The sequence below is a fragment of the Candidatus Mycobacterium methanotrophicum genome, assembly GCF_023515995.1.
In the GTDB taxonomy this organism is placed as follows: domain Bacteria; phylum Actinomycetota; class Actinomycetes; order Mycobacteriales; family Mycobacteriaceae; genus Mycobacterium; species Mycobacterium methanotrophicum.
Genome location: NZ_CP097320.1, coordinates 350084 through 375664 on the forward strand (window position 1 = coordinate 350084; position 25581 = coordinate 375664).

The 25581-nt window shown below is 65.7% G+C and carries 27 protein-coding genes and 4 pseudogenes; 14 read left to right on the forward strand and 17 right to left on the reverse strand.

All coding sequences use genetic code 11. The features are described 5' to 3' along the window. The first annotated feature begins 119 nt into the window (after positions 1-119). Complete coding sequence (locus tag M5I08_RS01865) at positions 120-2642, forward strand: plasma-membrane proton-efflux P-type ATPase (protein WP_219070303.1); 2523 nt, start codon at positions 120-122, stop codon at positions 2640-2642. A gap of 251 nt (positions 2643-2893) precedes the next feature. Here the strand turns inward: M5I08_RS01865 and M5I08_RS01870 are convergent. Then, positions 2894-3064: pseudogene (locus tag M5I08_RS01870) on the reverse strand (IS1380 family transposase); the annotation flags it as partial. A 604-nt stretch (positions 3065-3668) separates the two neighbouring features. Between M5I08_RS01870 and M5I08_RS01875 the strand changes: the two are divergent. The 6 genes and pseudogenes from M5I08_RS01875 to M5I08_RS01900 all read left to right on the forward strand — a co-directional run bounded on the left by M5I08_RS01875 (position 3669) and on the right by M5I08_RS01900 (position 6095). Further along, entirely contained in the window at positions 3669-4523 is an 855-nt protein-coding gene (locus M5I08_RS01875; protein WP_249763047.1) for a slipin family protein, read from the forward strand. After that, positions 4520-4756, forward strand: a complete 237-nt coding sequence (locus M5I08_RS01880; protein ID WP_219070096.1) for a hypothetical protein — start codon at positions 4520-4522, stop codon at positions 4754-4756. Before M5I08_RS01875 ends, M5I08_RS01880 begins: the two co-directional genes overlap by 4 nt. A gap of 103 nt (positions 4757-4859) precedes the next feature. Then, positions 4860-5132: pseudogene (locus tag M5I08_RS01885) on the forward strand (phosphoketolase family protein); the annotation flags it as partial. Between the two features lie 112 nt (positions 5133-5244). After that, a complete protein-coding gene (locus M5I08_RS01890; protein ID WP_249763048.1) occupies positions 5245-5475 on the forward strand; it encodes a hypothetical protein in 231 nt (76 codons plus the stop codon). A gap of 12 nt (positions 5476-5487) precedes the next feature. Further along, complete coding sequence (locus M5I08_RS01895; RefSeq protein ID WP_219070890.1) at positions 5488-5628, forward strand: hypothetical protein; 141 nt, start codon at positions 5488-5490, stop codon at positions 5626-5628. 89 nt (positions 5629-5717) lie between these two features. After that, positions 5718-6095 (forward strand): hypothetical protein, encoded by a 378-nt coding sequence (locus M5I08_RS01900; protein ID WP_219070891.1) that lies wholly within the window; start codon positions 5718-5720, stop codon positions 6093-6095. 678 nt (positions 6096-6773) lie between these two features. On the opposite strand, the gene M5I08_RS01905 is transcribed toward M5I08_RS01900, so the two are convergent. From M5I08_RS01905 to M5I08_RS01945, 9 genes are all read right to left on the reverse strand, one after another. Beyond that, a complete protein-coding gene (locus M5I08_RS01905; RefSeq protein WP_249763049.1) occupies positions 6774-7811 on the reverse strand; it encodes an IS110 family RNA-guided transposase in 1038 nt (345 codons plus the stop codon). Between the two features lie 235 nt (positions 7812-8046). Beyond that, positions 8047-8409 (reverse strand): helix-turn-helix domain-containing protein, encoded by a 363-nt coding sequence (locus tag M5I08_RS01910; RefSeq protein WP_249763050.1) that lies wholly within the window; start codon positions 8407-8409, stop codon positions 8047-8049. A 196-nt stretch (positions 8410-8605) separates the two neighbouring features. Beyond that, the gene (locus tag M5I08_RS01915; RefSeq protein ID WP_219070793.1) at positions 8606-8749 is read right to left on the reverse strand and encodes a hypothetical protein; all 144 of its coding nucleotides are present in this window, start codon (positions 8747-8749) and stop codon (positions 8606-8608) included. Positions 8750-8759: 10 nt separating this feature from the next. Continuing rightward, positions 8760-9086, reverse strand: coding sequence for a hypothetical protein (locus M5I08_RS01920; RefSeq protein ID WP_219070791.1), 327 nt, complete (start codon positions 9084-9086; stop codon positions 8760-8762). Next, positions 9079-9342: a hypothetical protein gene (locus M5I08_RS01925; protein ID WP_219070790.1), complete on the reverse strand. Its 264-nt coding sequence runs from the start codon at positions 9340-9342 to the stop codon at positions 9079-9081. The genes M5I08_RS01920 and M5I08_RS01925 overlap by 8 nt, the downstream gene beginning before the upstream one ends. A gap of 14 nt (positions 9343-9356) precedes the next feature. Continuing rightward, positions 9357-9632 carry a hypothetical protein gene (locus M5I08_RS01930; RefSeq protein WP_219070788.1) on the reverse strand — a complete coding sequence of 92 codons (276 nt, stop codon included), beginning with the start codon at positions 9630-9632 and terminating at the stop codon, positions 9357-9359. Beyond that, the gene (locus tag M5I08_RS01935; protein ID WP_219070786.1) at positions 9629-9967 is read right to left on the reverse strand and encodes a hypothetical protein; all 339 of its coding nucleotides are present in this window, start codon (positions 9965-9967) and stop codon (positions 9629-9631) included. Before M5I08_RS01935 ends, M5I08_RS01930 begins: the two co-directional genes overlap by 4 nt. Next, positions 9964-11004, reverse strand: a complete 1041-nt coding sequence (locus tag M5I08_RS01940; RefSeq protein WP_249763051.1) for a phage major capsid family protein — start codon at positions 11002-11004, stop codon at positions 9964-9966. Before M5I08_RS01940 ends, M5I08_RS01935 begins: the two co-directional genes overlap by 4 nt. Positions 11005-11236: 232 nt before the next feature. After that, positions 11237-11500 (reverse strand): hypothetical protein, encoded by a 264-nt coding sequence (locus M5I08_RS01945; RefSeq protein ID WP_219070782.1) that lies wholly within the window; start codon positions 11498-11500, stop codon positions 11237-11239. 246 nt (positions 11501-11746) lie between these two features. Here M5I08_RS01945 and M5I08_RS26450 point away from each other — a divergent pair. The 4 genes and pseudogenes from M5I08_RS26450 to M5I08_RS01965 all read left to right on the forward strand — a co-directional run. Next, positions 11747-11878 (forward strand): annotated as a pseudogene (locus M5I08_RS26450) (phosphoketolase family protein); the annotation flags it as partial. Between the two features lie 270 nt (positions 11879-12148). Beyond that, positions 12149-12532 carry an ATP-grasp domain-containing protein gene (locus tag M5I08_RS01955; RefSeq protein ID WP_249763052.1) on the forward strand — a complete coding sequence of 128 codons (384 nt, stop codon included), beginning with the start codon at positions 12149-12151 and terminating at the stop codon, positions 12530-12532. A 276-nt stretch (positions 12533-12808) separates the two neighbouring features. Then, positions 12809-13345 carry a helix-turn-helix domain-containing protein gene (locus M5I08_RS01960; protein ID WP_249763053.1) on the forward strand — a complete coding sequence of 179 codons (537 nt, stop codon included), beginning with the start codon at positions 12809-12811 and terminating at the stop codon, positions 13343-13345. Between the two features lie 190 nt (positions 13346-13535). Continuing rightward, positions 13536-14351: an ATP-grasp domain-containing protein gene (locus M5I08_RS01965; protein WP_249763054.1), complete on the forward strand. Its 816-nt coding sequence runs from the start codon at positions 13536-13538 to the stop codon at positions 14349-14351. A gap of 390 nt (positions 14352-14741) precedes the next feature. Here M5I08_RS01965 and M5I08_RS01970 read toward each other — a convergent pair whose 3' ends face one another. From M5I08_RS01970 to M5I08_RS01995, 7 genes and pseudogenes are all read right to left on the reverse strand, one after another. Further along, positions 14742-15503 (reverse strand): phosphatidylserine decarboxylase, encoded by a 762-nt coding sequence (locus M5I08_RS01970; RefSeq protein ID WP_370328556.1) that lies wholly within the window; start codon positions 15501-15503, stop codon positions 14742-14744. Positions 15504-15562: 59 nt separating this feature from the next. Next, a pseudogene (locus M5I08_RS01975) lies at positions 15563-15970 on the reverse strand (phophatidylserine decarboxylase associated domain-containing protein); the annotation flags it as partial. A 99-nt stretch (positions 15971-16069) separates the two neighbouring features. Beyond that, positions 16070-16369 (reverse strand): hypothetical protein, encoded by a 300-nt coding sequence (locus M5I08_RS01980; protein WP_370328557.1) that lies wholly within the window; start codon positions 16367-16369, stop codon positions 16070-16072. A 2-nt stretch (positions 16370-16371) separates the two neighbouring features. Further along, positions 16372-17076 (reverse strand): type 1 glutamine amidotransferase, encoded by a 705-nt coding sequence (locus M5I08_RS01985; protein ID WP_249763056.1) that lies wholly within the window; start codon positions 17074-17076, stop codon positions 16372-16374. 210 nt (positions 17077-17286) lie between these two features. Then, on the reverse strand, positions 17287-17415 hold the full coding sequence (locus M5I08_RS26100; RefSeq protein ID WP_256469581.1) for a hypothetical protein: 129 nt from the start codon (positions 17413-17415) through the stop codon (positions 17287-17289). A 395-nt stretch (positions 17416-17810) separates the two neighbouring features. Continuing rightward, a complete protein-coding gene (locus M5I08_RS01990; RefSeq protein WP_249763280.1) occupies positions 17811-19034 on the reverse strand; it encodes an IS110 family RNA-guided transposase in 1224 nt (407 codons plus the stop codon). Between the two features lie 257 nt (positions 19035-19291). Then, positions 19292-20113 carry a putative sulfate/molybdate transporter gene (locus M5I08_RS01995; protein WP_249763057.1) on the reverse strand — a complete coding sequence of 274 codons (822 nt, stop codon included), beginning with the start codon at positions 20111-20113 and terminating at the stop codon, positions 19292-19294. A 97-nt stretch (positions 20114-20210) separates the two neighbouring features. On the opposite strand from M5I08_RS01995, the gene M5I08_RS02000 reads away from it, so the two are divergent. Genes M5I08_RS02000 through M5I08_RS02010 form a run of 3 tightly spaced genes read left to right on the forward strand, consistent with a single transcriptional unit; the run spans position 20211 to position 25580 of the window. Continuing rightward, positions 20211-21743, forward strand: coding sequence for a 4Fe-4S dicluster domain-containing protein (locus M5I08_RS02000; protein WP_219067576.1), 1533 nt, complete (start codon positions 20211-20213; stop codon positions 21741-21743). 58 nt (positions 21744-21801) lie between these two features. Then, positions 21802-24726 carry a molybdopterin dinucleotide binding domain-containing protein gene (locus M5I08_RS02005; protein WP_219067577.1) on the forward strand — a complete coding sequence of 975 codons (2925 nt, stop codon included), beginning with the start codon at positions 21802-21804 and terminating at the stop codon, positions 24724-24726. Beyond that, positions 24723-25580, forward strand: coding sequence for a molecular chaperone TorD family protein (locus M5I08_RS02010; RefSeq protein WP_219067578.1), 858 nt, complete (start codon positions 24723-24725; stop codon positions 25578-25580). Before M5I08_RS02005 ends, M5I08_RS02010 begins: the two co-directional genes overlap by 4 nt. Position 25581 lies beyond the last annotated feature (1 nt).

Genomic DNA, 25581 nt, shown 5'->3' on the forward strand with positions numbered 1-25581 from the left:
GTCGTTGATCGCTCGCCGCGGCGGTTACCCGTCGGCGGGACCGGTCCACGCGTGATACTTGAGTGACTTCGCGACGTCCGAAACACCCCGACGATGACGAGTAGGTCAGAGAGCCAACCATGACCACTGAGGATCAGAAATCCCCATCCCAGAACTCGCCAGCGCCGGCCAAGGCCGACCCGCATGGGGACCTGAAGTCGCTGCCGATGCCCGAGCTGGAACAACAGCTCGCGAGTTCGGTGAACGGGCTCAGCGCAGCCGAGGCCGGCAAACGCCTGATTCATTACGGGCCGAACGAGATCGCGGAGAAGAAAAACAACCAGCTGCTGAAGTTTCTCGGTTACTTCTGGGGGCCGATCCCGTGGATGATCGAGGTCGCCGTCATCTTGTCGGGCGTGCTGCGCCACTGGCCGGATTTCATCGTCATCCTCGTGCTGCTCGCCGCTAACGCGTTCATCGGGTTCTGGGAGGAACGGTCCGCGGGCAAAGCCATCGACGCCCTCAAAGCCCAACTGGCGGTCAACGCGCGGGTACTACGCGACGGCACGTCGGTTACCCTCCCGGCGCGCGAACTCGTGCCGGGCGACGTCATCCGGCTGCGGCTCGGCGACATCGTGTCGGCCGACGCCCGCCTGCTCGACGGCGACTCGGTGGAGGTGGACGAGTCCGCGCTGACGGGGGAGTCGCTGCCGGCCAGCCGCGGACCGGGCGACAAGGTGTTCTCCGGATCGATCATGCGTCAGGGCGAGATCAGCGCCTTGGTGTACGCCACCGGTACGAATACCTACTTTGGCCACACCGCAGAACTGGTCCAAGCCGCCGACAGCGTCAGCCACTTCCAAAAGGCGGTGCTGCAGATCGGCAAGTTCCTGATCCTGCTCGCGCTGGCCATCGTGGTGCTGATCGTCGTCGTGTCCACCCTGCGCGGCAACCCTTTCCTCAATACAGTCCAGTTCGTCCTGGTGCTCACCGTGGCGGCGATCCCGGTGGCGATGCCGACCGTGCTGTCGGTGACCATGGCCGTCGGCGCACGCCTGCTCGCCAAGAAGCAGGCCATCGTCACCCGGCTGGTCGCCATTGAGGAACTCGCCGGCGTGGACGTGTTGTGCTCGGACAAGACCGGGACCCTGACCCAGAACAAGCTGACTTTGGGCGATCCGTTCGCCGTGGACGGGGTGAGCACCGGCGACGTCATCCTCGCCGGTGCGCTGGCCTCGCGCGTCGACGACAACGACACCATCGACCTGGCCGTCCTGGCCGGACTGACCGACCCGACGGCACTCGACGCCTACCACGTGGTCCACTTCGAACCCTTCGACGCGGTCCACAAGCGCACCGAGGCCAGTGTCGAGATCGCAGGCAAGCCGTCGTTCAAGGTGAGCAAGGGCGCACCGCAGGTCATCCTCGCCTTGGCCGGCAACGCGGCCGAGGTGCAGGCCGCCGTGGACACCGCTGTGCAAGAGTTCGCCCAGCGCGGCTTCCGGTCGTTGGGGGTCGCCCGCGCCGACGGCGACGGACCGTGGCGATTCCTGGGCGTGCTGCCGCTGTTCGACCCGCCCCGCGTCGACGCCAAAGAGATCATCGCGACTGCCGAACAGATGGGTGTGAGGGTCAAGATGGTCACCGGCGACGCCATCGCCATCGCCCGGGAGACCGCCAAGGCACTCGGGATGCGCGACGGGATTCTTGACGCCGCCGGGCTGGGCGACGTCAAGGACGAGGTAACGGCGGCCGAGGCGACGGCGATCGCACAGGCCGACGGCTTTGCCCAGGTGTTCCCCGAACACAAGTACCGCATCGTCGATGTGCTGCAGAAGCACGGCCATATCGTCGGGATGACCGGTGACGGGGTGAACGACGCCCCAGCGCTGAAGAAGGCCGACTGCGGCATCGCCGTGTCCGGTGCGACCGACGCGGCGCGCGCGGCGGCGTCCATGGCGCTGCTGAGCCCGGGCCTGTCGGTGATCATCGACGCGATCAAGGAAAGCCGCCGGATCGTCCAGCGGATGAACAGCTACGCGATCTACCGCATCTCCGAGACGTTGCGGGTGCTGCTGTTCGTGACCGCCGCGATCCTGGTCTTCGGCTTCTTTCCCGTGACGGCGATCATGATCGTCGTCCTCGCGCTGCTCAACGACGGCGCGATCTTGTCCATCGCCTACGACAACGTGAAGTACAAGAACGGCCCCGAGGCGTGGAACATGCGCCTGGTCCTGGGGATAGCCACCGTCCTGGGTGTCATCGGGCCGATCGCCGCGTTCGGACTGTTCTACCTGGGCGAGCACGTCTTCAAACTCGACCGGGATCAGCTGCAGACACTGATGTATCTGATGCTGTCGGTCGCCGGGTCGATGACGATCTTCCTCACCCGTACCCGCGGGCCGTTCTGGTCCATCCGGCCCAAGCGGATCCTCGTACTGGCCGTGCTCGGCGCCGAGGCCATCGCGACGCTGCTCGCCGGCTTCGGGGTACTGATGACACCGCTCGGCTGGCAGCGGGTCGCCTTCGTCTGGGGCTACGCCATCGTCTGGGCACTTGTCACCGACCGCATCAAACTCATCGCCTACCGCATCCTCGACCCGGTCAGACCCGCCGGCGCTACCCACGGGGAGCAGCCTCAGACATTGACAGCTCGCCGGTGACTCGGCTGCGCACGGTGTCGATACCATGGCGACGATCGCCGCCTTCCACACCGGCACCGGTGCCGCAGACCCCGTCTACCACGACAATCCCGACTGTCCCTGCGCACGGGAAATTACCAGCCACAACACCGGCCGGGCCGGAACCGGTGGCCGTCGCCGCTGTGACTGGTGCAGCGCGCACACCGCCGGTGCGACACCGCTGACGCGGCCAGGCGCAGGTTAGTGGGATGTGGCCATTCCACACTTGACGGCCACGGACCCTTATACGTGTCGGCCAATGCGACGGTGACCTGCGAAAGACAATCCGGTCAGATCGGCCGACTCCCGCAACATTCCCAACCAATCCCCACCCCGGCATGCGACACCACGCCGTGGCCGTCCCCAGGCACTTTCACCCGCGTCCGCCCTGCAATACCGTTCACCTAGAAAGTGCCTCCCCGCTGGAACGATGGACCCTTGAGAAGTCTCATTATCCCTTGCCGGGCAGGCACTTTCGCCAACTCAAGCGCGTGTCGCCCCCAGTTCCGTGCAAAATCGAGGCTAGTGCGCTGCCTTAAGCGGGAGCGCGCAGGGGACGGCTCCGGAACCCCGCGGTGCCTGTTCCGCGCGGCTAGACCGGTGTGTCACCAGTAGCCGCGTACGGGTTGGGGATGCTGACCGGGTGATTGGCGCGACAGGGGAACGCGAGTTCGCGCCTGCATCCGTCGGTGGCCAGCAACGCTGGTAAGCGTTGCAAAGGGTCTCGCTCCAAACGGGATTCGGCGGGTCAGTCCCAGGGTGTAGCCTGGGAGGTGCTGGGAATCTCAGCTGGTTTGGGATGAGTTCGGCTGTCCGCCGCAGAACTTGAGGAGCGTTGGCTCCGAGGCCCGTACGCGCCGGTGATCGTCTGCAGATCAGGATCACCATGACTGTCCCACAGAGTTTTTCCACTCGATTCGCCCCCTTACCGCGCCTGCGAACAACGACGGTTGGCTATGGCGTGGCCGCGGGCACCCCCCAGCACGGCTCGCCGACGGGTGCACGGCGATGAACGCGCTGGGCGTCGTCGTCGTTGTTGTGATCGTCCTGTCACTGCTGGTGCTGGTGCTGGCGGTGCGGATCGTCAAGCAATACGAGAACGGCGTGCTGTTCCGGCTGGGCCGGGTGGTCGGAGAACGCCAACCCGGGTTGCGGCTGATCATTCCGTTCATCGATGTGCTGCACCGGATTTCGCTGCGGATCGTGACGATGCCGATCCAGTCCCAGGGGATCATCACCCGCGACAACGTCAGCGTCGACGTCTCGGCGGTGGCCTACTTCAAGGTCGTCGACGCGGTGAAGTCGGTGGTGGCGATCGAGAACGTCTACGCCGCGATCGATCAGATCGCCCAAACCACGTTGCGCAAGGTGGTCGGCCAGCACAGTCTGGACGAGACGCTCTCGGAGACCGACAAGATCAACCTCGACATCCGCGCGATCCTCGACGTCATCACCATCGAATGGGGTGTGCAGGTCACCCTGGTGGAGCTCAAAGACATCCAACTGCCCGACAGCATGAAGCGGGCGATGGCCCGCCAAGCCGAAGCGGAGCGGGAGAAGCGCGCGAAAATTATTGCCGCCGAAGGTGAATCGCTGGCCGCTGCCGCCTTGGGCGACGCCTCGGACACCATGATGGGCCACCCGCTGGCACTGCAGTTACGCAACCTGCAGACCCTGGTCGAGCTCGGCGTCGACAAAAACAGCACCGTCGTGTTCCCGGCACCGTTGATGTCGACCATCGCCGAACTCGGAAACTTCCTGGCCCAGGAAAGCCGCGCAGCAGTCCGACCAGAGCCACAGCCACCGATTCCCGTCCCGGCAGCGGTGCCCAACGGAACCCCCGCCGCGGAAAGCCGGCCGTGATCGCCGCGCTGATCGTCATGTCGTGGATCGGGTGGAGTTACTGGCTGATCTGCCGCGACATGCGATCCCCCCGGGTGAGGACGCCGGTTGCCGCGCCGGATCAGCGCGGACCCCGCGCGGCTGCGGTGCGTGGCCTTGAGGACGAACCCGATCAGTGGCCCGCCGCCCGCGGCTCCTGGACCGCACTGGACGAGCGCCAGCTCGTCCGGCTGCTCACCGACTCCGCGCCATGACACCGACAAGCCACGAACTCAACCGCCAGAGCACCCCGGACGTGTCGAGCAAAGGACACCCATCACGAGCACCCAAACGTTGGAACCGGAACTGCTGCACAAGATGGACGCGTATTGGCGGGCGGCGAACTACCTGTCGGTGGGCCAGATCTATCTGTACGACAATCCGTTGTTGAAGCGGCCGCTGGCGCTCTCGGATGTCAAACCGCTGGTGGTGGGGCATTGGGGCACCACGCCGGGGCAGAACTTCATTTACGTGCACCTCAACCGGGTCATCACGAAGTACGACCTGGACATGTTCTACGTCGCCGGCCCCGGGCACGGGGGTCCGGCGCTGGTCGCCAACACCTACCTCGAGGGTTCGTATTCGACAATTGAGCACGCCTAACGCTATGCGTGACCTGCTAAAACGAGGTCGCAGACGTGCGCTGTGGCATGAAATATCTTTGAGACAGCTAACCCGCCCGCGACCAGCATGGAAGGCAGCCATGACCATGACCGACCACCCCATCGACTCCACCACCCGGCGCTGCTGCGGCGGCATCGGGCGCCACGTCCGCGGCTGCACCGGCAGCGAGGTTCCCGAGCCTGCCGGGGCGACGCAAGTCAACCCGTGGTTCGACGGGGCGCGCAACTTCACCGGCAGCTCGTGGGAGGTGCCGCTGGACTGCCCCTACGACCGCGGCCGCGCCTGCCGCGTCTACCTGCGCGGGGTGTAGTTCGAGGACGGCGTGACACGCCGCGGGATCGCCGTCGCCCGGTTGCGCGACGAGCACCCGCTGACCTCGGCGCGCGCCTGCCAGGTCGCCAGAGCGCTCATCGACGCCGCCGAGGAATGCGAGCGGATGAACGAAGCCGACGGCGAGACATGAGCGACATCGAGTGAAGCGGCAACACAGACGGAACGCCTGCGGCCTGCCGGCCGCAGGGACCGGAACAACCAAGAAAGGCATCACCAGTCATGGCGCAGATCATTAAGATCGCACACACCCAAACCGGCGAGACGCGCTTCGTACCGGAAACCAAGCTGGCCGACACGCTGGTGAACGAATTCCTGCCGCCAGGCCTGAAACCCTCGGCCGTCGCCGGAGCCCACGAAATACAGCAACTCGTCATCGAACGCCAGCCCAGCTGCCGCCTCGACGACCTACTGCACATATACGACCTGATCATCGAATTTTGCGGCTTCGACGAGGACTGTGTTAAAGAGGTCGAGGCCGCAGCGGAGGGCACCGGCTACACGCCAGCGGAATACGTTCTCGGGCTGGCCGAATACCTCAAAAGGACAAGGCCGGCAAGCCGTGCCGATGAGCGGACGCGAAATCGAGTGAGAGTGTGAACTAGGCTTGTACCGGGAGCCCCGCGCGCCTTTAACCCTTTCCCCGAGGTCCGCGCGGGCACCTCTCAAGACGGATGCCCCCGCGCGGCCTCAACCACGGCATGGTGACGCGCCCCGCGCGGGGGTGCCCCTCCCCCAACGTTTGCTGGAAACCGGGCGACGGTCGCCGGCGTTTGCTGGCGTTTCCGCAGGTCGCTATTGCACACAGGGTGCGTTTACGCAGGTCACAGAACCATACCAACGTATTTACGCAGGTCATTTCTGAAGGAGCGGGGCCGGTCAAGACCTAATTTCTGTATTGTTTTGATTCGTTCTGCGAGCTTCCTGGTCCTGGCTGGGCACGTCGAAGTAGGCGCCGGGGTCAAGGCTCGGGCGGAGCCCGACCGCGCAGCGGCCGTAGGGCCTTGACGCCGACGCCGTTCGGCGCATGCTGTTCAGGGCAGGGAGGTCGGAGTCGGCTGTTGTGCTTTCGACTTGGGTAACAAAGTGGTCGTCGACGTCTTCAGTGCCGGTTTCCCGGTGCGGGGCAGGCGATGGGGCTGCCGGTCATTCCTTCGCCGCGGTGTGCGGCATGAAGCGGTTCGCAGGGACGGTCGGTCGGGATCAATCAGAAGGGGCGACCTCGCCGGGTTCGGGGGTCATGACCTGCACGATCCGCAACCGACCGAGTCTGGGAGTTCACGCCGCCCGCGGTGGGTGGCGCAGGGCACGGATGTGGTGATCGCGCAGCCCGTAGAAGACGAGTTCGAGCTGTCTTCGGGCGGCAGCCACGGCGCCGATATTGCGGTTGCCGCGGCGATGAGCGACCTGTTCGCGGATCGCGCCGATGTGACTGGTTTTGGGCAGGATCTTCACCGATTCGATGGCCGCCCACCGCACCAGCCGCGAGCCCTGTTTGGTGATCCGGCCGCGGTGCACCACGGTGTCGGATTCGCGGTGGGAGGGCGTCAGCCCGGCCCAACAGGTCAACTGGGCGGGGCCAGGGAAGCGGTGCACGTCACCGATCTCGGCGACGAACACCGCCGCCAGCACCGGCCCGATGCCGGGAATCTGCTGGATCGCGGTGTAACCGGCGTCGTGGTTCAGCCGACGCTGCACCAGCCCGGTGAACAGGTCGATCTCCGCGTCGAACCCTTCGATGAACCGGCGCAGCGACGCGATCCGCTCCTTGTACGGGGCGGGCATTGTGACCTTGTCCAGCAGGAGGTTCCCCTCGACGCCGAATAGGTCGCTCATCGGCGCCCAGACACCGCCCTTGGCCAGAACCGCATGCACATGGGCCTTGCACTGTGATCGCATCGCGACCAGTTTGGCCCGGCGCCGCACGAGTTCTCGTAGCTCTCTGGTTTCCGGTGGCGCGATCCACGCATGCGGCAGTCGCCCCATCCGCAGCAAATCCGCCAGATCTGCGGCGTCGCGTTGGTCGTTTTTGACCCGCCGATACGAAAACGCCTTCACCCCGAGCGGGTGCGCCAGGTGCACCGTCGCTCCCAATTCGGCGAGCGCATCGGCGGCCCAGTACCACCCGTAAGTGGCCTCCAGCACCACGTCCGGCGATTCACCGGCACGAGATATCACCTCAGCCAGCACGTCACGGTCGTTGAGAATCTGTACCGTCTCCAGGTGCTCGCCGGTCTCGCCCATCCGCACCAACACCGATCGGCGACGATGCAGATCCATACCGACAAATTGCCGACCCTCATACAATTCGCTCACAGGGGCCTCCTTCGTCGTAACAAACGTGAGCACCCCGAGCATGCGCGCTCGGAACGGACACGAGGAGCGGAGGCCCCGCTCCTTCATGACATCAGAGACGTGCGAGGTTCAAAAACAAGAAAATGTTGTAAATTCCTTGTTGGCGTTAGGGAGGGGGGTCGCGAAACGGAAACGCCATGGTGGGAAGCCCCCCTAGGGAATGCTTAGCCAGACTCTCTAGTTTGCTCGAGATTCCTTAGCGTGTCTGTATTGTTTGCTGGCTTTTGCTGAGCACGCGGTGGACGGTGCCGATGGAGCAGTTGAGTTCGGCGGCGATAGCGCGGATGGTTGAGCCGGTTTCGCGCATTGATCGGATGGCGTCGTCGCGGGCGGTGGTGTCGAAGCGGCGGCTGGGCCGAATCTTGCCGTCGATGCCTTGCACGCGGCGGACGGCGATACGTCCGTTTTCGTCCGGTGCGTAGCCGGGGGATTCGCGTAGACCCTTGAGGATGGTGTTTGGGCTGACGCGGAGGGCTGTGGCGATCGCACGTATGCTCATGCCGCCGGTCCGCTTGTCAGGTAGATCATCCATACGTTCAACTGTAGCAAAATGGAACACCTGATCTTGATGAGGACGCGCTTGCCGAGGTGTTCGAAATTGAACACCTGACACATTTCCGCCGCTCGATGGTGACGGTCGAAGGTCGTCGATGGTGACGTTCAACTGTAGTACAAGGTGACAGTTGAACACCGTGTCGGTGGTGCGGTCGCCGGCCCGCCAGAATCGTGACAAACGTGCGGGCCGGCGGCCGGGTCTAAATCATCCGTTCGACGCGCCACGCCTGCTGCTGGACCGCTGACCATGAGTCGCGGATGTCGAGGCCGGCGTAGGGCTCTAGGCCGGGTTCGGGGTTGGGCATGACCCAGCCGTCGATGGTGGGGTAGGTGATGTCGGCCATCAGGGCTCCGCTATGAAGGGCTGCACGGCGCTTTGCCGCTGGGCGAACGCGGACAGGTAGGCGGAGAAGTCGTCGCCACCGGTGTCGCTGTAAGGCGTTGGGGAGTGGGCGTTTCGGGGGGTCCTTCATCGCCGTGCGGTGCCGCGGTGACCGGGCCGGGAAAATCAGGGAAACCGCCGAAGTCGTGAATCAGGCTGGCCGTGTCCTGGGCGTCTTGCACTTTCGGGGAGCCGGGCGGCACGGTGGTCGGCTGCTGCACGAGCCCGTTGGCCGGGAACTTCGGGGCCGGCTTGCTGGTGGGCTGCGGGAACTGCGGCGCCACGAACGGGCTAGCCATCGGAGTCGATCGGGTATTCGACCGGGCGGGCGGACAGGTCCGGGCCGCGCGGGGCCACCGCCGCGATGGTGCGGCGAACTGTGGTGCCCTCCGCGGTGGGCTGGGCGGGCCAGGTGACCGCCGAGCCGGGCGGTGTGCCGCCTACGCGGGGGATCTGCTCTGTGGGCGCGCCGGGGAAGGTGGGGGCCGGGTTGTGCTCGACGCGCCCAGGCGGGAACGGCGGGGCGTCTTGGCGCAGCTGAGGTTTGTAGGCCATGGTGTTCTCTCTCTTTAGCCGGGGACGATGAACGACACGGTTGCGGTGCCGGAGGCGACGACGCCGTACAGGCCGCCCTCGGTGGAGCCGGAATGGGATCCGCTGGTGGGAATCAGGACCGCGGTCGACGCCGGGATGGGATAGCCGGTAGACGTCGACACGTCGGGCCCTCCCACGAAGCACGCCGCCGACGCGGTGACCAGGATGCCGTCGTTGTCGGGCGGGTAGCCGGTCATCGCGATCAACGTGGGCGTGGTGCCGACGTTGACTTGTCCTGTCTGATAACTCATTTCGGGTTTTCTCCTTGCGCTAGTTGGACCCAGCCGGCGGCAAGCCACCAGCGGTGTTCCTGGTCGGCGGGAACCTCCACGATGTCGCCGCCCTTGTAGTGGCGCCCGCCGTGGGACACCCGGAACGGCGCGCAGACTCGCACGGTCAGCCTCGGGGTGGCCGCTTCGATGGCCACGGCCAGCGCCGAGTCAGCCTCCTCGTCGCCCCCGGAGATGAAACGCACCTCCGGTTTGACGGCCAGCTTCGGGTCATGGAACGGGAACTTCGGGGCGTCCTCGACCGGGACCGGCTGATGCAGACCGGCTTTCACCCGCTTAGGGGTCAGCGCGGTCATGAGGTCGGCAAACCTGTGACGATGTTGACCGCCGAGGGGCGCTGCACTGAGAGGGCGATACGTTCCTCTGCGCGGAAGCTTTGCAAGTTATTCTCCCACTCTCCGCCGCTCCACATGTTGAACATGATCAGCATCGCCAGGCGTGTCCAGTACATGCCGCCACCTGCCGCGACCGAGGTGACCACAGCGGTGCCCAACGGCACCTGCGTGGTCAGCGCCACCGGCACACCCCACAGATGCCCGGCGAACGGCGAAGACCCTTGCGGGGTGATGCTGTAGACGTTGGCTTCCAAAGCCGGCTGACACACCGGGGCGGAGCCGTCTGCCGTCAAGCCCAGGGGGCCGGCCAGCAGGTTCATCACGTAGCGACCCTCGGAGTCCTTGATGCGGCGCAGCGCGTTGAACGTCGTCGGGTGCACAAGCATTAAGTCCGGCCAGGAGAACGCCGGGCCGACACGCACATCGTTGAACGCCTGGCTCAACGTGTCCAACGGGTTTTCGCCGGTGGCGACCTCGCGGGTCAAGGTGCCCGACACGTTCAAGATGCCGTCGAAGCTCGCGTTAACCGGGCCGCCCTCGATGGCGTTCGTGCTGCCGGTGGTCGCCTGCAACAGGTAGAGGCTTTCGGTGTTCCAGACGGCGCGCTCCAATTCGACTGGGAGCCGAGAGGCGAACGCCGCCTCACCGTAGCTGCCGGTGTCCTGCCATGCTTCCAAAGAAAAGTTGACGATGCTGGCTATTTTCTGCGGGATGACCTGGTTCTCCGCGATGATCGGGCCGAGATAGGGTTTCGTGTTGCCCTCGGGAACCCGGTTGGGCTCGTTGGTGTTTGACGTGTGCGACAGCCAGGTAGCTGACGGGCCGGGCATCATCGCTCCGGGGAAAAGCCCTGCGACCCTTGTCAATTCATAGCCAATACCGACGGCGAACGGCGTTTGAATTGGCGGCAATTGCCCGACGAACCCGCCGCCGATGGTGGACTCCGTCGCCGGGAGGCTTGCCGTGTCGCCCAACGCTTTGCGGCCGAGGCCGTCCATGAAGCTGTTGCGCGGTTTGACCGGGATGTGGTACCCCAAAGTTGTTTGGGCGCAAGAAAAGTCAAGGGGGGTTTGGGACAGCTTGGGCGCTCACCGCCGGGCGGGTCGTCGCGTTCACCGTGGTCCTCGGCCGGCCGGTTCGCCTTCATCGGGGCCTGTAAGCCTCTCAGACGGCCCGGCGTGGGGCTACCGCAACGGTAACCACAACGCCGGGCCGGCCATGTTCGTGCCTCTACGCGCCGACGAGGGGCCAATGCTGGTCCAGCTCGGCGCGCGCCGCGACCCACTCGGCGCGGACGTCGGGGCCGTTGTCGGCGAACAGCCGCAGGCTCGCGGCCGCCAGGTTGCGCATCGCCAGCCCGTACTCGCTGGGCGGGGCGTCTTTGGCGGCGCTGACGACGCGCCGCGCGATGCGGCGGGTCACCTGCGCTTCCGGGCAGGCGAGGGCGTCGAGGTCGAGCAGCGTGCAGGCGACGCGGAGCATCTGGTCATGCATTTTTGTGATTCCTCTCGGTGGTGGGTTCATCGGTGGTGGGTTGGGCGGCTACCCGCCGCCAGTCCCGGATCTGGCGGCGCTGGCGTCGCCGGGCGCTTCGCCGCAGCGCGGCCCGCGGGTCGAGCCGGGCGAGCGCGGGGGTGATCTTCGGACGCATACAACGCTGTGCTTATGTGATATCTTTGATTTCGCCTGCGAAACCGCAGGTAAGACACGCGAGGGAGTGTCCGACTATCTCAAGGTATTTCGGAGATCTATCCCGACGTCAGCCGCGACGAGTCCGGACTGAAGAAGCTGTTCACCCGATTCTCTTTCCCCGGCGGTATTTCCAGCCATGTGGCACCGACGACGCCGGGATCGATCCACGAAGGCGGGGACCGACGACGCCGATGCGGGCTTGTGCCACGGATTTCATGCTGGCATGAGATAGTCCCGTATTCGAACTTGATCTCAGACGCTGGAGCCCTGGCGTGGTGGAGGAGAGCGATCGGAAATCGGTTCCAGTCGGGGCCGAAGTGCTCGTGCGATGTAGGTCGATATGCAGTGCCCAGTGACTCGGTGACCTCGGCGGCTCTTGCTTGCGCGTGTTCCTTGCGTTGGGGTTTGACCCAAGATGGACCCATGAAGGTATTGGTCACTAGCTCGCGGATGCCGTTCGCGCTGGGGATGGTGCGCATGCTGGCGGCTGAGGGCTGCGAGGTCTATGCCGGCGACGACCACATGCTGTCGGCGGGGAACCATTCGAAGTATTTGGCGGGTCATTTCGTCTATCCGCCGGCGCGCAGCGACACGGTGGGCTTCCTCGCCGAGCTCGAACGGATCGTCGGCGAGTACGAGATCGACGTGATCATCCCGGCTTTCGAAGAGGTCTTCTACATTTCCACTCAGATCGAGCGGCTCAGTCGGGTCACGAAGATCTTTGCCTCGCCGTTTGCCACGCTGGCCCGTCTGCATCACAAGGGGGCGTTCGCGCGGCTGGTCAAGCACCTCGGGCTTCCGATCGCCGAGAGTGTTGAGCGTCACGGTGTATGACGACCACGGAGGGGTTTGGCGTCAGTGTTCTTGATCAGCTCTGGTGGTCATGGTGTCGCGGTGACTGGGTCGGACCAGGGGCGATTCCGGTAGGGGGCACGCGGTGTGCCGGTGGTTGCGCTGACCCGAGGTGGTTTGCAAGCCTGCAACACCGATCGCCCCTTGTCGATGTCAGCGGGCGAGGAGACTGTGGAATCTATGCCAGGAGCCCATCGCGGTGATCGTCGTTGCCGACCCTCACGAGACCCAGGCGGGGCTGCGCGAAGGGCGAGTGGTGTGCCCGGGCTGTGGTGGGCGGTTCCGCAAGCATGGATTTGCGCGGTCGCGGTCGGTGCGTACCCGCGGCGGTGCACGCCGTCAGTTGCGTCCGGCCCGGGTGCGCTGTATCAACCCGGCCTGCGGCCGCACGCAGGTGCTCCTGCCGGCCTGGTGCGTGCCCGGCCGGGCCGACGACGCCGACACCATCGATCGGCACTGCTGGCCGCCGCCGCCGGCCAGGGGCATCGATCGATCGCCGAGCGGTTGGGTGTGCCCGCCGATACGGTGCGTGGCTGGCTGCGCGCGGCACGTACCGGTAGTCCATGGCTTTGCCAGCGCGCCGCCGAGGTGCACGGCCGGGTCAACCTGGCCCGTGAAGACCCCGTCTTGCCTGTAGCGGACCGAACACCGTTGGCGTACGCGGTCGATGCACTGGGTGCTGCCGCGGCCGTCCGGCGCTTCTTCGGCGCCGTTCTGGAGGCCTCGGGATGGCAGCTGATCGTGCTCATCACAGGTGGCCGTCTGCTGCGGCCACCGCCCGACCGGTCCGGCTGAATCCACGGCACCGAAAAATTGGTGAAGTCTGTGTTGTTCACCACACCACCCGGCCTCCCGGGCGCATATTCGCCGACGGCTGGGCGTGTCCCATCGTCAAGCTGACGCCCCAAACCGCACGAAACCGTGTGCACCGTCAGTGTCGCAACCATCCTCAAAATCAGCGTCGCGCAACACCGAGGCCGTCCTAGTGGCCTCCGACGGCGAGCTGCGTGAGGCTATCGATCACCTCGAAAGGTACTTTGCGCGCGCCGCCTTTTCGCGCGGCGGGGCCGGCTGTCTGACTAACACTGGTCCGCTGGCCGGCGCGCTGGAGATATCCGAGGTCCAACCCACGCCGGCGTCGCCCTGGCTGGTGCAGCCGTTCGTGGACGGTGAGACGGTCTGCACCTACAGCACCGCTCACCAGGGCCGTGTCAGTGCGCATCTGATGTACCGAATCCCTCGGCAGCGGAAGCACAGCACGGGCATCCAGTTCGAGGCTGTCGACGCAACGGAGTCGCTGAAGCTGATCGAGCCGATCGTGGCCGAGCTGGACTATACGGGCCAGATCTCCTTTGACTTCCTGATGACCGATGACGGCCTGACCTTCGTGGAGTGCAATCCACGCGCCACCGACGGCCTGCTGCTGATGCCGCGAGAAGAGCTGGCGGCGGGGCTGCTCGCCCCGCGGCCCGAGACGTTCGTGCTCCAGCCTGGGGGCCGAGTGCAGCTCGCTTTCGCCGTGCTGGCCGATGGCTTCGCTGATCGTCTGGACCGTCTGCCCGAGACGATCGGTGACCTCGCACAGGTGCGAGACGCAGGCAGTGGTTGGCACGATCCGCTGCCCACGCTGTACTCGACGCTGGCGATCTGCCATTCCGTCGGTCAGAGCTTCCGCGAGCACATGGGCAAGGTAGTGGCCATTGCCGGCGACATGGCCTGGGACGGCGAGTACATCGACGGAATGTCGCAGGACGACGCGATGCTACTCACCCGTCTGGGCCTCCAGCGCGGCGAATCGTAGGACGCTGCGCCGTTTATCGGTAGAAATCTCCATTGTGCAGCCCGAGATATGCGGGCTACCTGCATACTTACCGCAGTAAACGTGCATCCCTTCGATGGTGGGGAACTGGCCAGAGAGAATGCGCGCCACGCCGGACGTTGGCGTTGCTTGCGCAGACAGATTCGTGCCGGAAATATGCCTCGTGAAGCTACAGGCGATGTTTGCAGGACGCCGGCCTTGAACGTGTACTAGTCGCGGGGAACCGCCTGCCAGTTAGGGGCGAACCTGGCTGGACAGCCACGGCGACCCCTCGACGGTTGGTCGTTCGGGGTGTACTTTTGCACTCCGGCGATCCGCCGGCCAGGAGCTGTCTGGGATCAGGCGCCTGCTCAGATCCCCGTCTGCCCGGCCTCACGCAGTGGTGTTGGCGGTGGCGAGCTGTGATCGGACGCGTACTAGCGGCGCGTGGGGGTTCTGTGGCTGTGGGATGGCCGCGAGGGTGAAGTCGGCGATCGCGCCGGGGCGAAAGACCAGGCAGTGCGTGGAGCCGCCGAATTGGAAGTAACCGAGTTCTTCGCCCTTGGCGATGTGGTAGCCCGCCGTGATGTTCGGGTGGATGTTGCAGGAGGAGACCTCCACCATGCCGACCGGCACGAAGGCCAGCAGGCCGATGACCGGATCATCGGCTTGGATGAGGAAGATCGCCCGCGCGGCGACATGGGCCAGGTAGGACTGCGAGTCGGTTTCGGAGTAGTAGGTGCCCTCCTTCAGGAACGCCCGCACGATCGTCCCGGCGACCGGACTGTGCCACCGGTGGTAATTGGTGGCGCTCAGAAAGCCCTGGTAGACGGTTCCGCCGACGAACTGTTCGACCGAGTCGTCGTTGGCCAGCATGTCCTGCAGCGAATAGGGTCGGCTCTTGATCCAGAACCGGTCCTGGCGCTGAACGTCGGTGCTGATCCGGTGCGGCGTGGACTCACAGGCACTGACGATCACCGTGTCGTCCTGCGGTGAGGCGACCGGACGTGCACCGTCGGTGAAGCGTCGGGTGAAAAAGTCGTTCCAGGAGACAAAGCCCCAGTGCTCGTCGTGCGGGTCGTGCTCATATTGCTCGATCCCCACCGCCCGTTGGGCCGCAGCACACTTCCAGCCCGTGGGCGAATCGTTGAGCACGTAAGCGAATCGGGGCCGCTGAGGAACTCACACCACGCGGTCAGGATCTTCTTCAGCATCGCGTTGATGCGTGGGTCGCGGAAAGCGGCCAACCCCGCCGGGGTTCCCGTCGCCCAGTCCAAGATCGCGCCTAGCGGGATAGTTACCACGTTCTCACCGAACTCGGGCGCCATCGTCAACACCTCATTGATCAGGCGCACCAGCTGCGGCACACTCTCCAGGTGCCGTTTGCGGTACCGCTTGATTCGCGGCACTTGGGAGATCATCTCGTTGACGTACAACCGCACCACCGGGTCGGTGTCGATCAACTCTTGGAGCTCGGTAAGCACCGGATGGAGCGCTACGTGCTCACCCTTTGCTTCCACCCGCTCTCGGTGCCCCTCAAGCCAGGACTCCAAATCATCCTGATCCAGCGGCAACCAGCCGGCCCGCCGCCGCACATCCCCACCATCGGGACCAGCCGCCATACCCCCAAACCTACGCCATACCCCCAAACCTAACGGAAACGGTTTCCCTCAGACAGTTCTGCTCCTTGTCGCCAACCGCAACTCGGGGCCCCCTTAGGATCAACTCTTCAGATAGCGGCACGCGGTCGCCCGTCCCATCCCGAATGCTTCGGCCAGACCGCGCACAAGTTCACCGGTCGCGGCAAGACGGAGCAACTGCTCTTGGCGCTCAGCGCTGAGTTGGGGGTTCGGTGGCCGGCAATCCCGCGCGCGGCGGGATTGCCGGGACACGACATCACGCTCGCGGCCAAGTTCGAGTTCGACTTCGGCCAGCGCGGCCATGATGGCCGCCACGGCACGCCGGCTAGCAGCTATCGCTACTTCGACGTGGCCAACAGCCGCCAGCCCAAGATTTCCCATCGTTACAAACGAAATACCCGGTCCAAGTAGCCCGCGACGAGCGCGTCCGCGCGGCCGCGTGCCGCGACGGCCTGCCGATCAGCCTCTGCGAGCAGTTCGGCTGGATCTACGACGTGGGGGTGGGCCCGCGTCTCTTCCCCGTTGTCCAACCAGCGCTTGATTCCGGCCGTGGTTACCTCCGGATGAAACTGCACGCCCAGGCTGCGGCCGACCCGGTATGCCTGCACGGCAGCGGCGTTCCTGGCCAGTTCGATCGCGCCCGGTGGCGGGGTAAAACTGTCGTAGTGCCATTGGAACCACGGGCCGGCCGGGATCAGCGCGGGCACGTCGGAGTCGATACGCACCCAACCGACTTCCGGGTCCTTCGACCGGGCGACCGAACCGCCCAGCGCCCGTGCCAGTACCTGGGCGCCGAAACAGATGCCGAGCACGGCACCGCCGGCCGCGACCGCCCCGGACAGCCACCGTAGCTCGGGCGTTAGCCATCGGCCTATGCCCACGTCGTCATAGGCGGCCCACGGCGCGCCTAGCACCACCAGTAGGTCGTAGTCCGAATTGTCCGGAAAGGACACCTCGATGTTCGGTGAGTCGTGTCGATCCGCAGGCACCACCAGGAATTCATCCACCTTCCAGCGTCGATCGGACAGCGCATCGCCGATCAGGCCGGTGGACGACACGGCGTCGTGCAAAACACACAGCGCACGCACGGTTACTCCCCTCGGTGAGTGGTGACGCGGATCGGTACCGCTGGATCCCGTTCGCGAAGTCGCTGCGCACCCTGCGACGTCTCCCGCTAGCCCGATGTGCTTGATTCGTGGCGGCAGCGTCTCGAACATCAGCCGGATTTCCAGGCGGGCCAGTTGATTGCCCAGGCAAAATTATGGACTTTCCTTTCCGAAGACGCCAGCACCTGCCGGCTACCCCGCTGATCGGCCAGCGTCGGGCCAGCCGCGGCGACGTCGAGCAACTCGACACTGCGCCACCAAGGTGTGCAGCAGATCGGCGACGTCGTAGTCGTCCGCCAGGGTGTCGGCCGACGTTGACACGACGCGACGAAAATGCGTCGAGCACCTGCTGTTCACGCTCAACCTACGCCAACCACCTCCTGAAGAATCGCTTCGCGCTGCTGGCTTTTCACTGCGGTCCTCGTCCAACCACAGCCCCGCCAGCCGGACGCGGCTCGGACACGTAGTAGCGACACGCCCGCATAACGACACAGGCAACTGACGCCTGATATGTAGGCCTGGTTTGTCAAGAGGCAGGTGAAAGCTGCCCGGGCCAATGTCGGAGCGGCTTCGTTTGATCGCCTAGTACTGCAGCCGGTGCGCCCAGTGGTCAGGAGGTGATTGTTTAGGTCATGACCTGATCAAAAAAAGCTCGTCGTCGCCTGCCGGTGTGAGTCCGGTCCGGGTAGCTGTCAGACATCCCAGGAGCTTAAATGTCAAGCGGCGGTTTGTTGATCTTGATTGTGGGACGGCCAGGCGGTGGCTTCGTCGTAGAGCGTGCGGGTCTTGAGGCAGCCGTGCAGGATTCCGACGAGCCGGTTGGCGAGCTGGCGCAGCGCGGGGTTGTGGCCGAGGCCGCGGGCGCGTTGCTTGTCGTAGTAGGCGCGTGCGCCGGGCGAGGCGCGCAGCGCGGAGAACTGCGTCATCAGCGCGTCGATGAGCCTGTCCTGATGCACGAACCGCGCGAGCACGACCTTCTTCTTGCCGGAGGCGCGGGTGATCGGGCTGGTTCCGGCGTAGTTCTTGCGGGCCTTCGCGTCGGCGTACCGTGCTGGGTCGTCGCCGAATTCGGCGAGCACCCGGGCGCCGAGGATCGGTCCCAGGCCGGGCTGCGACAGGATGATCTCAGCGTCCGGGTGCCGGTGAAAATGCTCCTCCACCTGCTCTTGCAGGATCGCGATCTGCTCGTTGAGGGTGGTGAGCACGGCCACGATCGAGCGGGTGGCAGCCGCGTACGCGGTGGTGATCACCGGGTCGCGGCCGAGCTGCTCGCCGCGCAGCGCGTCCTGGATCCGGCTGGTCTTGGTGTCGATGTCGCGGCGACCGGCGTGTTTGAGCGCGGCCCGGATCTGGCTGCGGTTCAGCTTCGCCGCCGACGCGGGGTCGGGGGCTCTGCCGAGCAGTTCCAGCGCATCGGCCGCGTCGAGATCGTCGAAGGCTTCCAGCGCGGCGGGGAAGTACTCGCGCAGCGCGTGCCGCAGCCGCTGGGTGTGGCGGGTGCGGTCCCAGATCATCGTCTTGTGCGAGCGGGCAACAACTTTCACCGCCTCGGCTGCCGCGCTGTCGCCGGCCACCGGGCGCAGCTGGTGCGAGTCGGTGCGGACCATGTCGGCCAGCGTGTGTGCGTCCGCCGGGTCGCTCTTGGCGCCGGAGACGCTGTGCCGCTCCCGGTACCGGGCCACCGACAGCGGGTTCACCGCGTACACGGTGTATCCGGCCGCGATCAGCGCGGCCACCCACGGGCCCCGGTCGGTCTCGATTCCGATCGCCACCTCGGCCATGTCGGCGTCGGCGCCCAGCTCGGCGCCGATCATCGCGTGCAACCGCGCGATCCCGGCCGCGCCCTCGGGCAGCCGCGCCCTGGCCAGCCTGCGTCCCGCCGAGTCCATCAGTTCGACGTCGTGATGATCTTCCGCCCAATCGTCGCCCACGTACAGCAATTTCGCCACTCCTCGCTCCTGTCTGCAGTTGTCCGGGTTACAGCCCGGCAGCGTGCGGGAGAGCTCTCGGCAACCTAATGAAGCAGTGCTCACGCCACGCGGGGCGGGCACGACATCCCATCAGCGATCCCTTCTCCCGGGCGAACCGGTGGGGGCGACGATCTGACATCAGGACTCGAAATCCAGGAGGCATCAGTGCTCACCCACCGGCCGCTACCGTAGCAAGTCTGCCCGAAGGCCGGACCCGCTAATACTCATTAGGAGGCCCGGTAGCAGGCTGGCGGCTCGGTCTGGAAACGGGTCGGGTCGAAGCCCAGCGTCGAAAGCCGCTGCAGTATTAGCACACTCCCCAGCATGATTGGCGCACCGCCGCTGCGGCCGCCGAAGCTGCGATGCGCTGTCATTCCGCCCGCGCCGTGACATACTGGCATCCCGCTGATGCCGCCGGCGAACAGGTTGGCCAGACCCATGGTTATTGCCAGGCGCCCCGGGCGCACCCGCGCGGCGGCGTCGCCGAAATAGGTGCGCGCAGCGTCCGCGGTGGCCAGGCACGAGTTGGCGAATGACAACGGGAACTGCGGCACCACCAAGGCGGCTGCCGCGGCAGTGAACGCGGTCCTGCTCAGGTGCGGGCTGTGCACCGCCGACGGGCCGAAGGTGACTGAGCCGTGGAACGTCAGCACCATCGCCACTGCGGCCAGGGCGACGAAGACCAGCGTGATCTGGTGGCGCCGCAGCAGCAGCGCCGCTACGATGACCGCCGCGGTCGCGCCGGCCAGCCGCCAGATTGAGTGCCGGTGGTCGGTGAATGTGTTCGGCGTCGCGGCCACCAGTTGCCACGCCAACTGGCAAAACAGCAGTCCCACCGACAGCTGAACGCCCCGAATGATAGGAAGCGGAAACACTTTGGCGATCCGATCCGACAAGCCCGACGCCCCGAGCGCCGCAAAGATCAAACCCATCAAGAGGGCGCCTGCGGCGATGTCATCGGAGCCCAAACGGTGCGCGATCGCGATTGCCCCGAAAGCCTTCAACGGCTGTACCGGCACCGGAAGCCGGTAGACCAGGCCAGCTACCACATACGGAAGTGGGGCGTGCGAGTTGCTTGACCCGAATGTGAGCGCGAAGGTTGCGCCGGCGGACCAGCCAAGCCGATCACGCGCTAAAGTCAGGAAGATGTCTGTTGACTCCCCCGAAGTCGGGCGGTGGGTGAAGGTTCTCGACCAGACTCGCTGTATCGGCTGCCACGCGTGTAGCGCCGCATGTAAAAGCGAGAACGAGGTTCCGCTGGGCGTGAACCGGACCTACGTCAAATCTGTGGATGTCGGCGAGTTCCCGGTTGCGCGCCGCGCGTTTCAGGTGACGCGGTGCAATCAGTGCACCGACGCCCCGTGCGTGATAGCCTGCCCCACTCGGGCGATGTATAAGCGCCCCGATGGGATCGTCGACTTCGACAAGAGCATCTGCATCGGCTGCAAAGCGTGTATGGCCGCATGCCCCTATGACGCCATATTCATCAACCCGGAGGATCATTCCGCGGAGAAGTGCAATATGTGCGCCCACCGTCTCGACGTCGGGTTGGAACCCGCATGCGTGACGGTGTGTCCCACCGAGGCGATTCTTGTCGGGGACTTAGAGGATCCTTCCGCTAAGGTCACTGAGCTTATCTACCGGCATCCTGTTGTGGTGCGACGACCGGAAAAGGAAACCGCGCCGGGGGTCTTTTACCTTGGCGCCCACCAGGCCACGCTGGATCCGTTGGCGGCGCGCCGGCCGGACGGCGGCCTCTACGCGTGGGCGACTCAGGGGCCCAACGATGTCCAATTGGTGGCGGCGGGCCACTCGGCTGGTCCGACCTCCTCAGCGGCAGCGCTGGTGTCCTACGACGTCCCCCATCGGGCGCCGTGGGGATGGCGGGTGAGTCTCTACACGTGGACGAAGAGCGTGGCGGCCGGCCTGCTGATGGTCGCGATAGCCTTGACGCTGTTTGGTGTGAACGGCTGGAACGACGCGCTGACAAGATGGGTCGCCCCGGTTGGTTCGCTGGTGTTTTTGGCGATCACCGGCGTCCTTTTGACCTGGGATCTGAAGCACCCGTTTCGCTTCTATCTGATCTTCACCCGGCACCAGTGGCGTAGCTGGCTGGTGCGCGGAGGATTCATGCTCGCCGGCTACGGCGGGATCCTCAGCGTGTACCTGCTGGCCGTCATCTTCGGTGTGGGGTGGCTGCAACGGCTCAGCGGAATCATTGCAGTGCCCTCGGCGGTTGTCACCGCGTACTACACCGCTTTTCTGTTCGCCCAGGCCAAAGCTCGCGACCTGTGGCAAAGCGCTTTGCTTCCCATCCATCTGACGTTGCAGTCGGTACTGGCTGGCGCGGCTGGCCTGCTGCCGTTTTCGCTGGCCGCCGGCTATGCCCCGCACCGGACATTCGTAGCCATCACGATCGTTATGGCGGCCGCCGCCGTCCACATGCTGCTGGTGTGGGCTGAGGTGGCGCTGCCGCACGTCACCGCGCACGCGGAACTGGCGATCCACGAGATGGTCTGGGGCCGGTTCGCCCCGTTCTTCTGGGTCGGCATCGGCGGTGTCGCGGTGGCGGTTGCCGCGCCGTGGATCGGTTGGCCCGTGGTGCCGTGCGTGCTGATCGGGCTGCTGGCCCACGAACACGCATACGTCCAAGCCGGGCAGTCGGTTCCGTTGGCTTGAGGCTGGGGCTTGAGGCTGGGGCGTGAGGCTGGGACGTGAGGCTGGGAAAGGAACAGCGATGCGAAAATCCACATCAGCGGAGATCGACCAACTCGCCAGGCGGGTGTCGGCGGCCCGCCATGCCGTCGAGCAGCGCGGCGAGACCTTCTATCAGGGTCCCAGCGCTGTCCATCTGGCGTCGTTTCCGCCTAAAGAGCGCTGGGACAACTGGGTGGAGCTGGACTCGCGGTCGTGGCCGCGGCGCGTCGAGCACAGCTACCTGCTGGTGCCGACGACGTGTTTCAACTGTGAATCGGCCTGCGGGCTTTTGGCCTACGTCGACCGGGACTCGCTGCAGGTCCGCAAGTTCGAAGGCAATCCCGAACATCCCGGGTCGCGGGGGCGAAACTGCGCGAAGGGCCCGGCGACTATAAATCAGGTCACCGACCCCGACAGGATCCTTTACCCGCTCAAACGCGTTGGTCCTCGCGGCGGCGGACGGTGGCAGCGCGTCAGTTGGGACGAGGCGCTCGACGCGCTCGCGCAACGCCTGCGCGCCGCGATCACCGAGAACCGGCAAAACGAGATCATGGTGCACCTCGGACGCCCCGGCGAGGACGGCTACACCGAACGGGTGCTGGCCAGCTGGGGGGTCGACGGCCACAATTCGCACACCAACGTCTGCTCGAGCGGGGGCCGCACCGGCTACCAGTTCTGGATGGGTATAGATCGACCCAGCCCCGACCACGCCAACGCCAAGGTCATCTACCTGATCAGTTCGCATCTGGAGACCGGGCACTACTTCAACCCGCACGCGCAGCGGATCACCGAGGCCCGGGCGAACGGAGCCAAGCTGATCGTGCTCGACACCCGGTTGTCGAACACCGCGACACACGCCGATTACTGGCTTTCGCCGAAGCCCGGCAGCGAGGCTGCGATCAACTTGGCCATTGCCCGCCACCTCATCACCACCGGTGGCTACGACCGGGAGTTCGTCCGCCGGTGGTGGAACTGGGCTGAGTACCTGCAAGCCTGCGCGCCCGAGCTGCCCCCGACCTTCGCCTCGTTCGAAGCCGAGCTTCGCCGCTTGTACGACGCGTACACCTTCGACGCTGTCGCCGCCGAATCCGGAATCGCCGCGAAGACGCTGCGGGCAGTCGCCGAAACGGTGGCCCAGGCCGGCACCCGGTTCGCCGCGCACTGTTGGCGTTCGGCCGCCGCCGCCAATCTCGGCGGATGGCAGGTGTCGCGGACGGTGTTCCTGCTCTCGGCGCTGCTGGGCGCGGTGGGCACTGAGGGCGGCACGTTTCCCAACGCCTGGAATAAGTTCGTGCCCAAGCCGATTCACACACCGCCGCATCCGGCGGTGTGGCAGGATCTCAGCTGGCCACTGGAGTATCCACTGGCCCAGAACGAGATGTCGTTCCTGCTGCCGCATCTGATCAAAGACGGTCGTGGCCGCCTCGACGTCTACTTCAACCGGGTGTACAACCCGGTGTGGACCAATCCCGACGGCTTGTCGTGGATGGAGGTGCTCGCCGATGAGCAGGCCGTCGGCTGCTATGTCGCATTGACCCCGACGTGGAGCGAGTCGGCGTATCTGGCGGACTGGGTGCTGCCGATGGGGCATGCCTCAGAGCGGCACGACAGCCACTCCTACGAGCAGTACGACGGCCAGTGGATCGGGTTTCGGCAGCCCGTGCTGCGCGAGGCGCGGCAGCGGCTGGGCGAGTCGATCAGCGACACCCGCCAAGTCAACCCGGGCGAGGTGTGGGAGGAGAACGAGTTTTGGATCGAGCTGTCCTGGCGGATCGACCCGGACGGCAGCCTGGGCATCCGCCAATACCACGAGTCGCGCGCCCGGCCCGGCGAAAAGCTCACCGTCGATGAGTATTACGGCTGGATGTTCGACAACTCCGTGCCGGGGCTGCCCGAACGGGCCGCGCAGGAAGGTTTGACTGCGCTGGAGTTCATGCGCCGCTACGGGGCGTTTGAGATCGCGCGGGGTGTCGGCGCGATCTACGAACACGAGGTTCCCGCCGAGGAGTTGCTGGATTCGCATGTCAGCCCGACCGGCCGGGTGTATACCGCCGCGCCCGAACGCGACGCCGTCAATGTGGTTCCGGTCGCGTCGCCGCAGCCCGACTCGCAGGGGCGACGGGCGGTCGGGGTGCGCGTGGACGGGCGGATCCTGCGGGGATTTCCGACCCCGTCGGGTCTGCTCGAGTTCTATTCGTCGACGGTGGCGGCATGGGGTTGGCCCGAGCACGCGCTGCCAGGCTACATCAAAAGCCACGTGCATCCCGATCAGCTCGCCGACGATCAGGTGGTGCTGCTCTCGACGTTTCGGCTGCCGACGCAGGTGCACACCCGCAGCGCCAACTCCAAGTGGCTCGATGAACTGGCCCACACCAATCCGGTGTGGATTCACCCCGCCGACGCGGCACGGTTCGGTATTGGGAAAACCGGTGACCTGGTGCGGGTCGAGACCGCGATCGGGCATTTCGTCGCCAAAGCCTGGATCACCGAGGGCATCCGCCCGGGCGTGGTCGCCTGCAGCCATCATATGGGGCGCTGGCGCACCGCGGCCGAGCCGAACGGGGCGCGCGCCATGATGGCTGTCGTCGACCTGGACCGCGACGGGCCCGCCTGGTCGATGCGACGGCTGCGGCCCGTACAACCGTATGAAAGCAGCGACCCTGATACTCAGCGCATTTGGTGGGGTGACACCGGTGTGCACCAAAACCTCGTATTCCCGGTTCACCCCGACCCGATCTCGGGAATGCACTGCTGGCATCAGGCGGTGCGGGTAAGGCCAGCCGGCTCTGAGGATCGGGCCGGCGACATCTGCGTGGACACCGCCAAGGCGCGCGAGGTGTATCGCCAGTGGCTGGCGATGACGCGCACCGCGCCGATGGTGACACCGGATGGAACCCGCCGTCCGCATTGGCTGCTGCGTCCGCTCAAGCCATCCGATGACGCCTACCGGATTCCAGCCCGGTGACGACGGCCGATGTTGTGCTGCAGGCCGCCGCCGGCCGCTGCGAATTGCTCCGTGCGCTCGGCGCGGTCGCCTACTCGCCGCCGCCGGCGCCCGATCAGGTGACCGACGCCCTGAGCCTTCCCCGCATCAGCGCCGCCGACCACACCGAAACATTCATCCTGGCGGCGCCGCCGCATGCGGCTATCCACCTGAACCCGCAAGGCGCGTTGGGCGGGCAAGGGCTCGACCGAATCGAGGGGTTCTGGCGCGCGGCCGGCGTAGATCCCCCCGCCGACGCCGACCATCTCGGTGTGCTGTTGATGTGTTACGCCGGTCTGCGGGACACCGGCGCCGACCATGATCGACTCGTCGCCGATGCACTGTTCTTCGAACACATCTGGTCTTGGGCGGCCGGTTATCTTTGCGCCGTCGCGGATCTGGGCTGCGATGCGATCACGGCGTGGGCCGACCTCACCCTGGCGGCGCTGACCGAAGAGCAGCCCCGAGTACGGGCCTTCGGATCGCTGCCGCTGGCGTTGCGCGCGGCCCCCGATCCTCTGGACGAAGCCTGCGGATTCGACGAGTTGCTTGACGCCGTGGTCAGTCCGATCAAATGCGGAATGGTGCTCACCCATCGCGCCTTGTGGTCCGGGGCAGCGGCTATCGGCGTGGGATACCGGCGCGGGGAGCGTCGGTTCGCGCTGAAAGCGATGCTCGGCCAAGACAAACGGGCCACACTGCGGTGGCTTTGCGCGCACGCCGAAACGTGGGCGATCCGTCACGGCGAACGAGGCGACCCAACCTCGCAGTGGTGGGCTGCCCGCGCCGCGCGCAGTGCCGCGGTGTTGGCAACGCTCGCAGAGTCGGCGCCGTGAC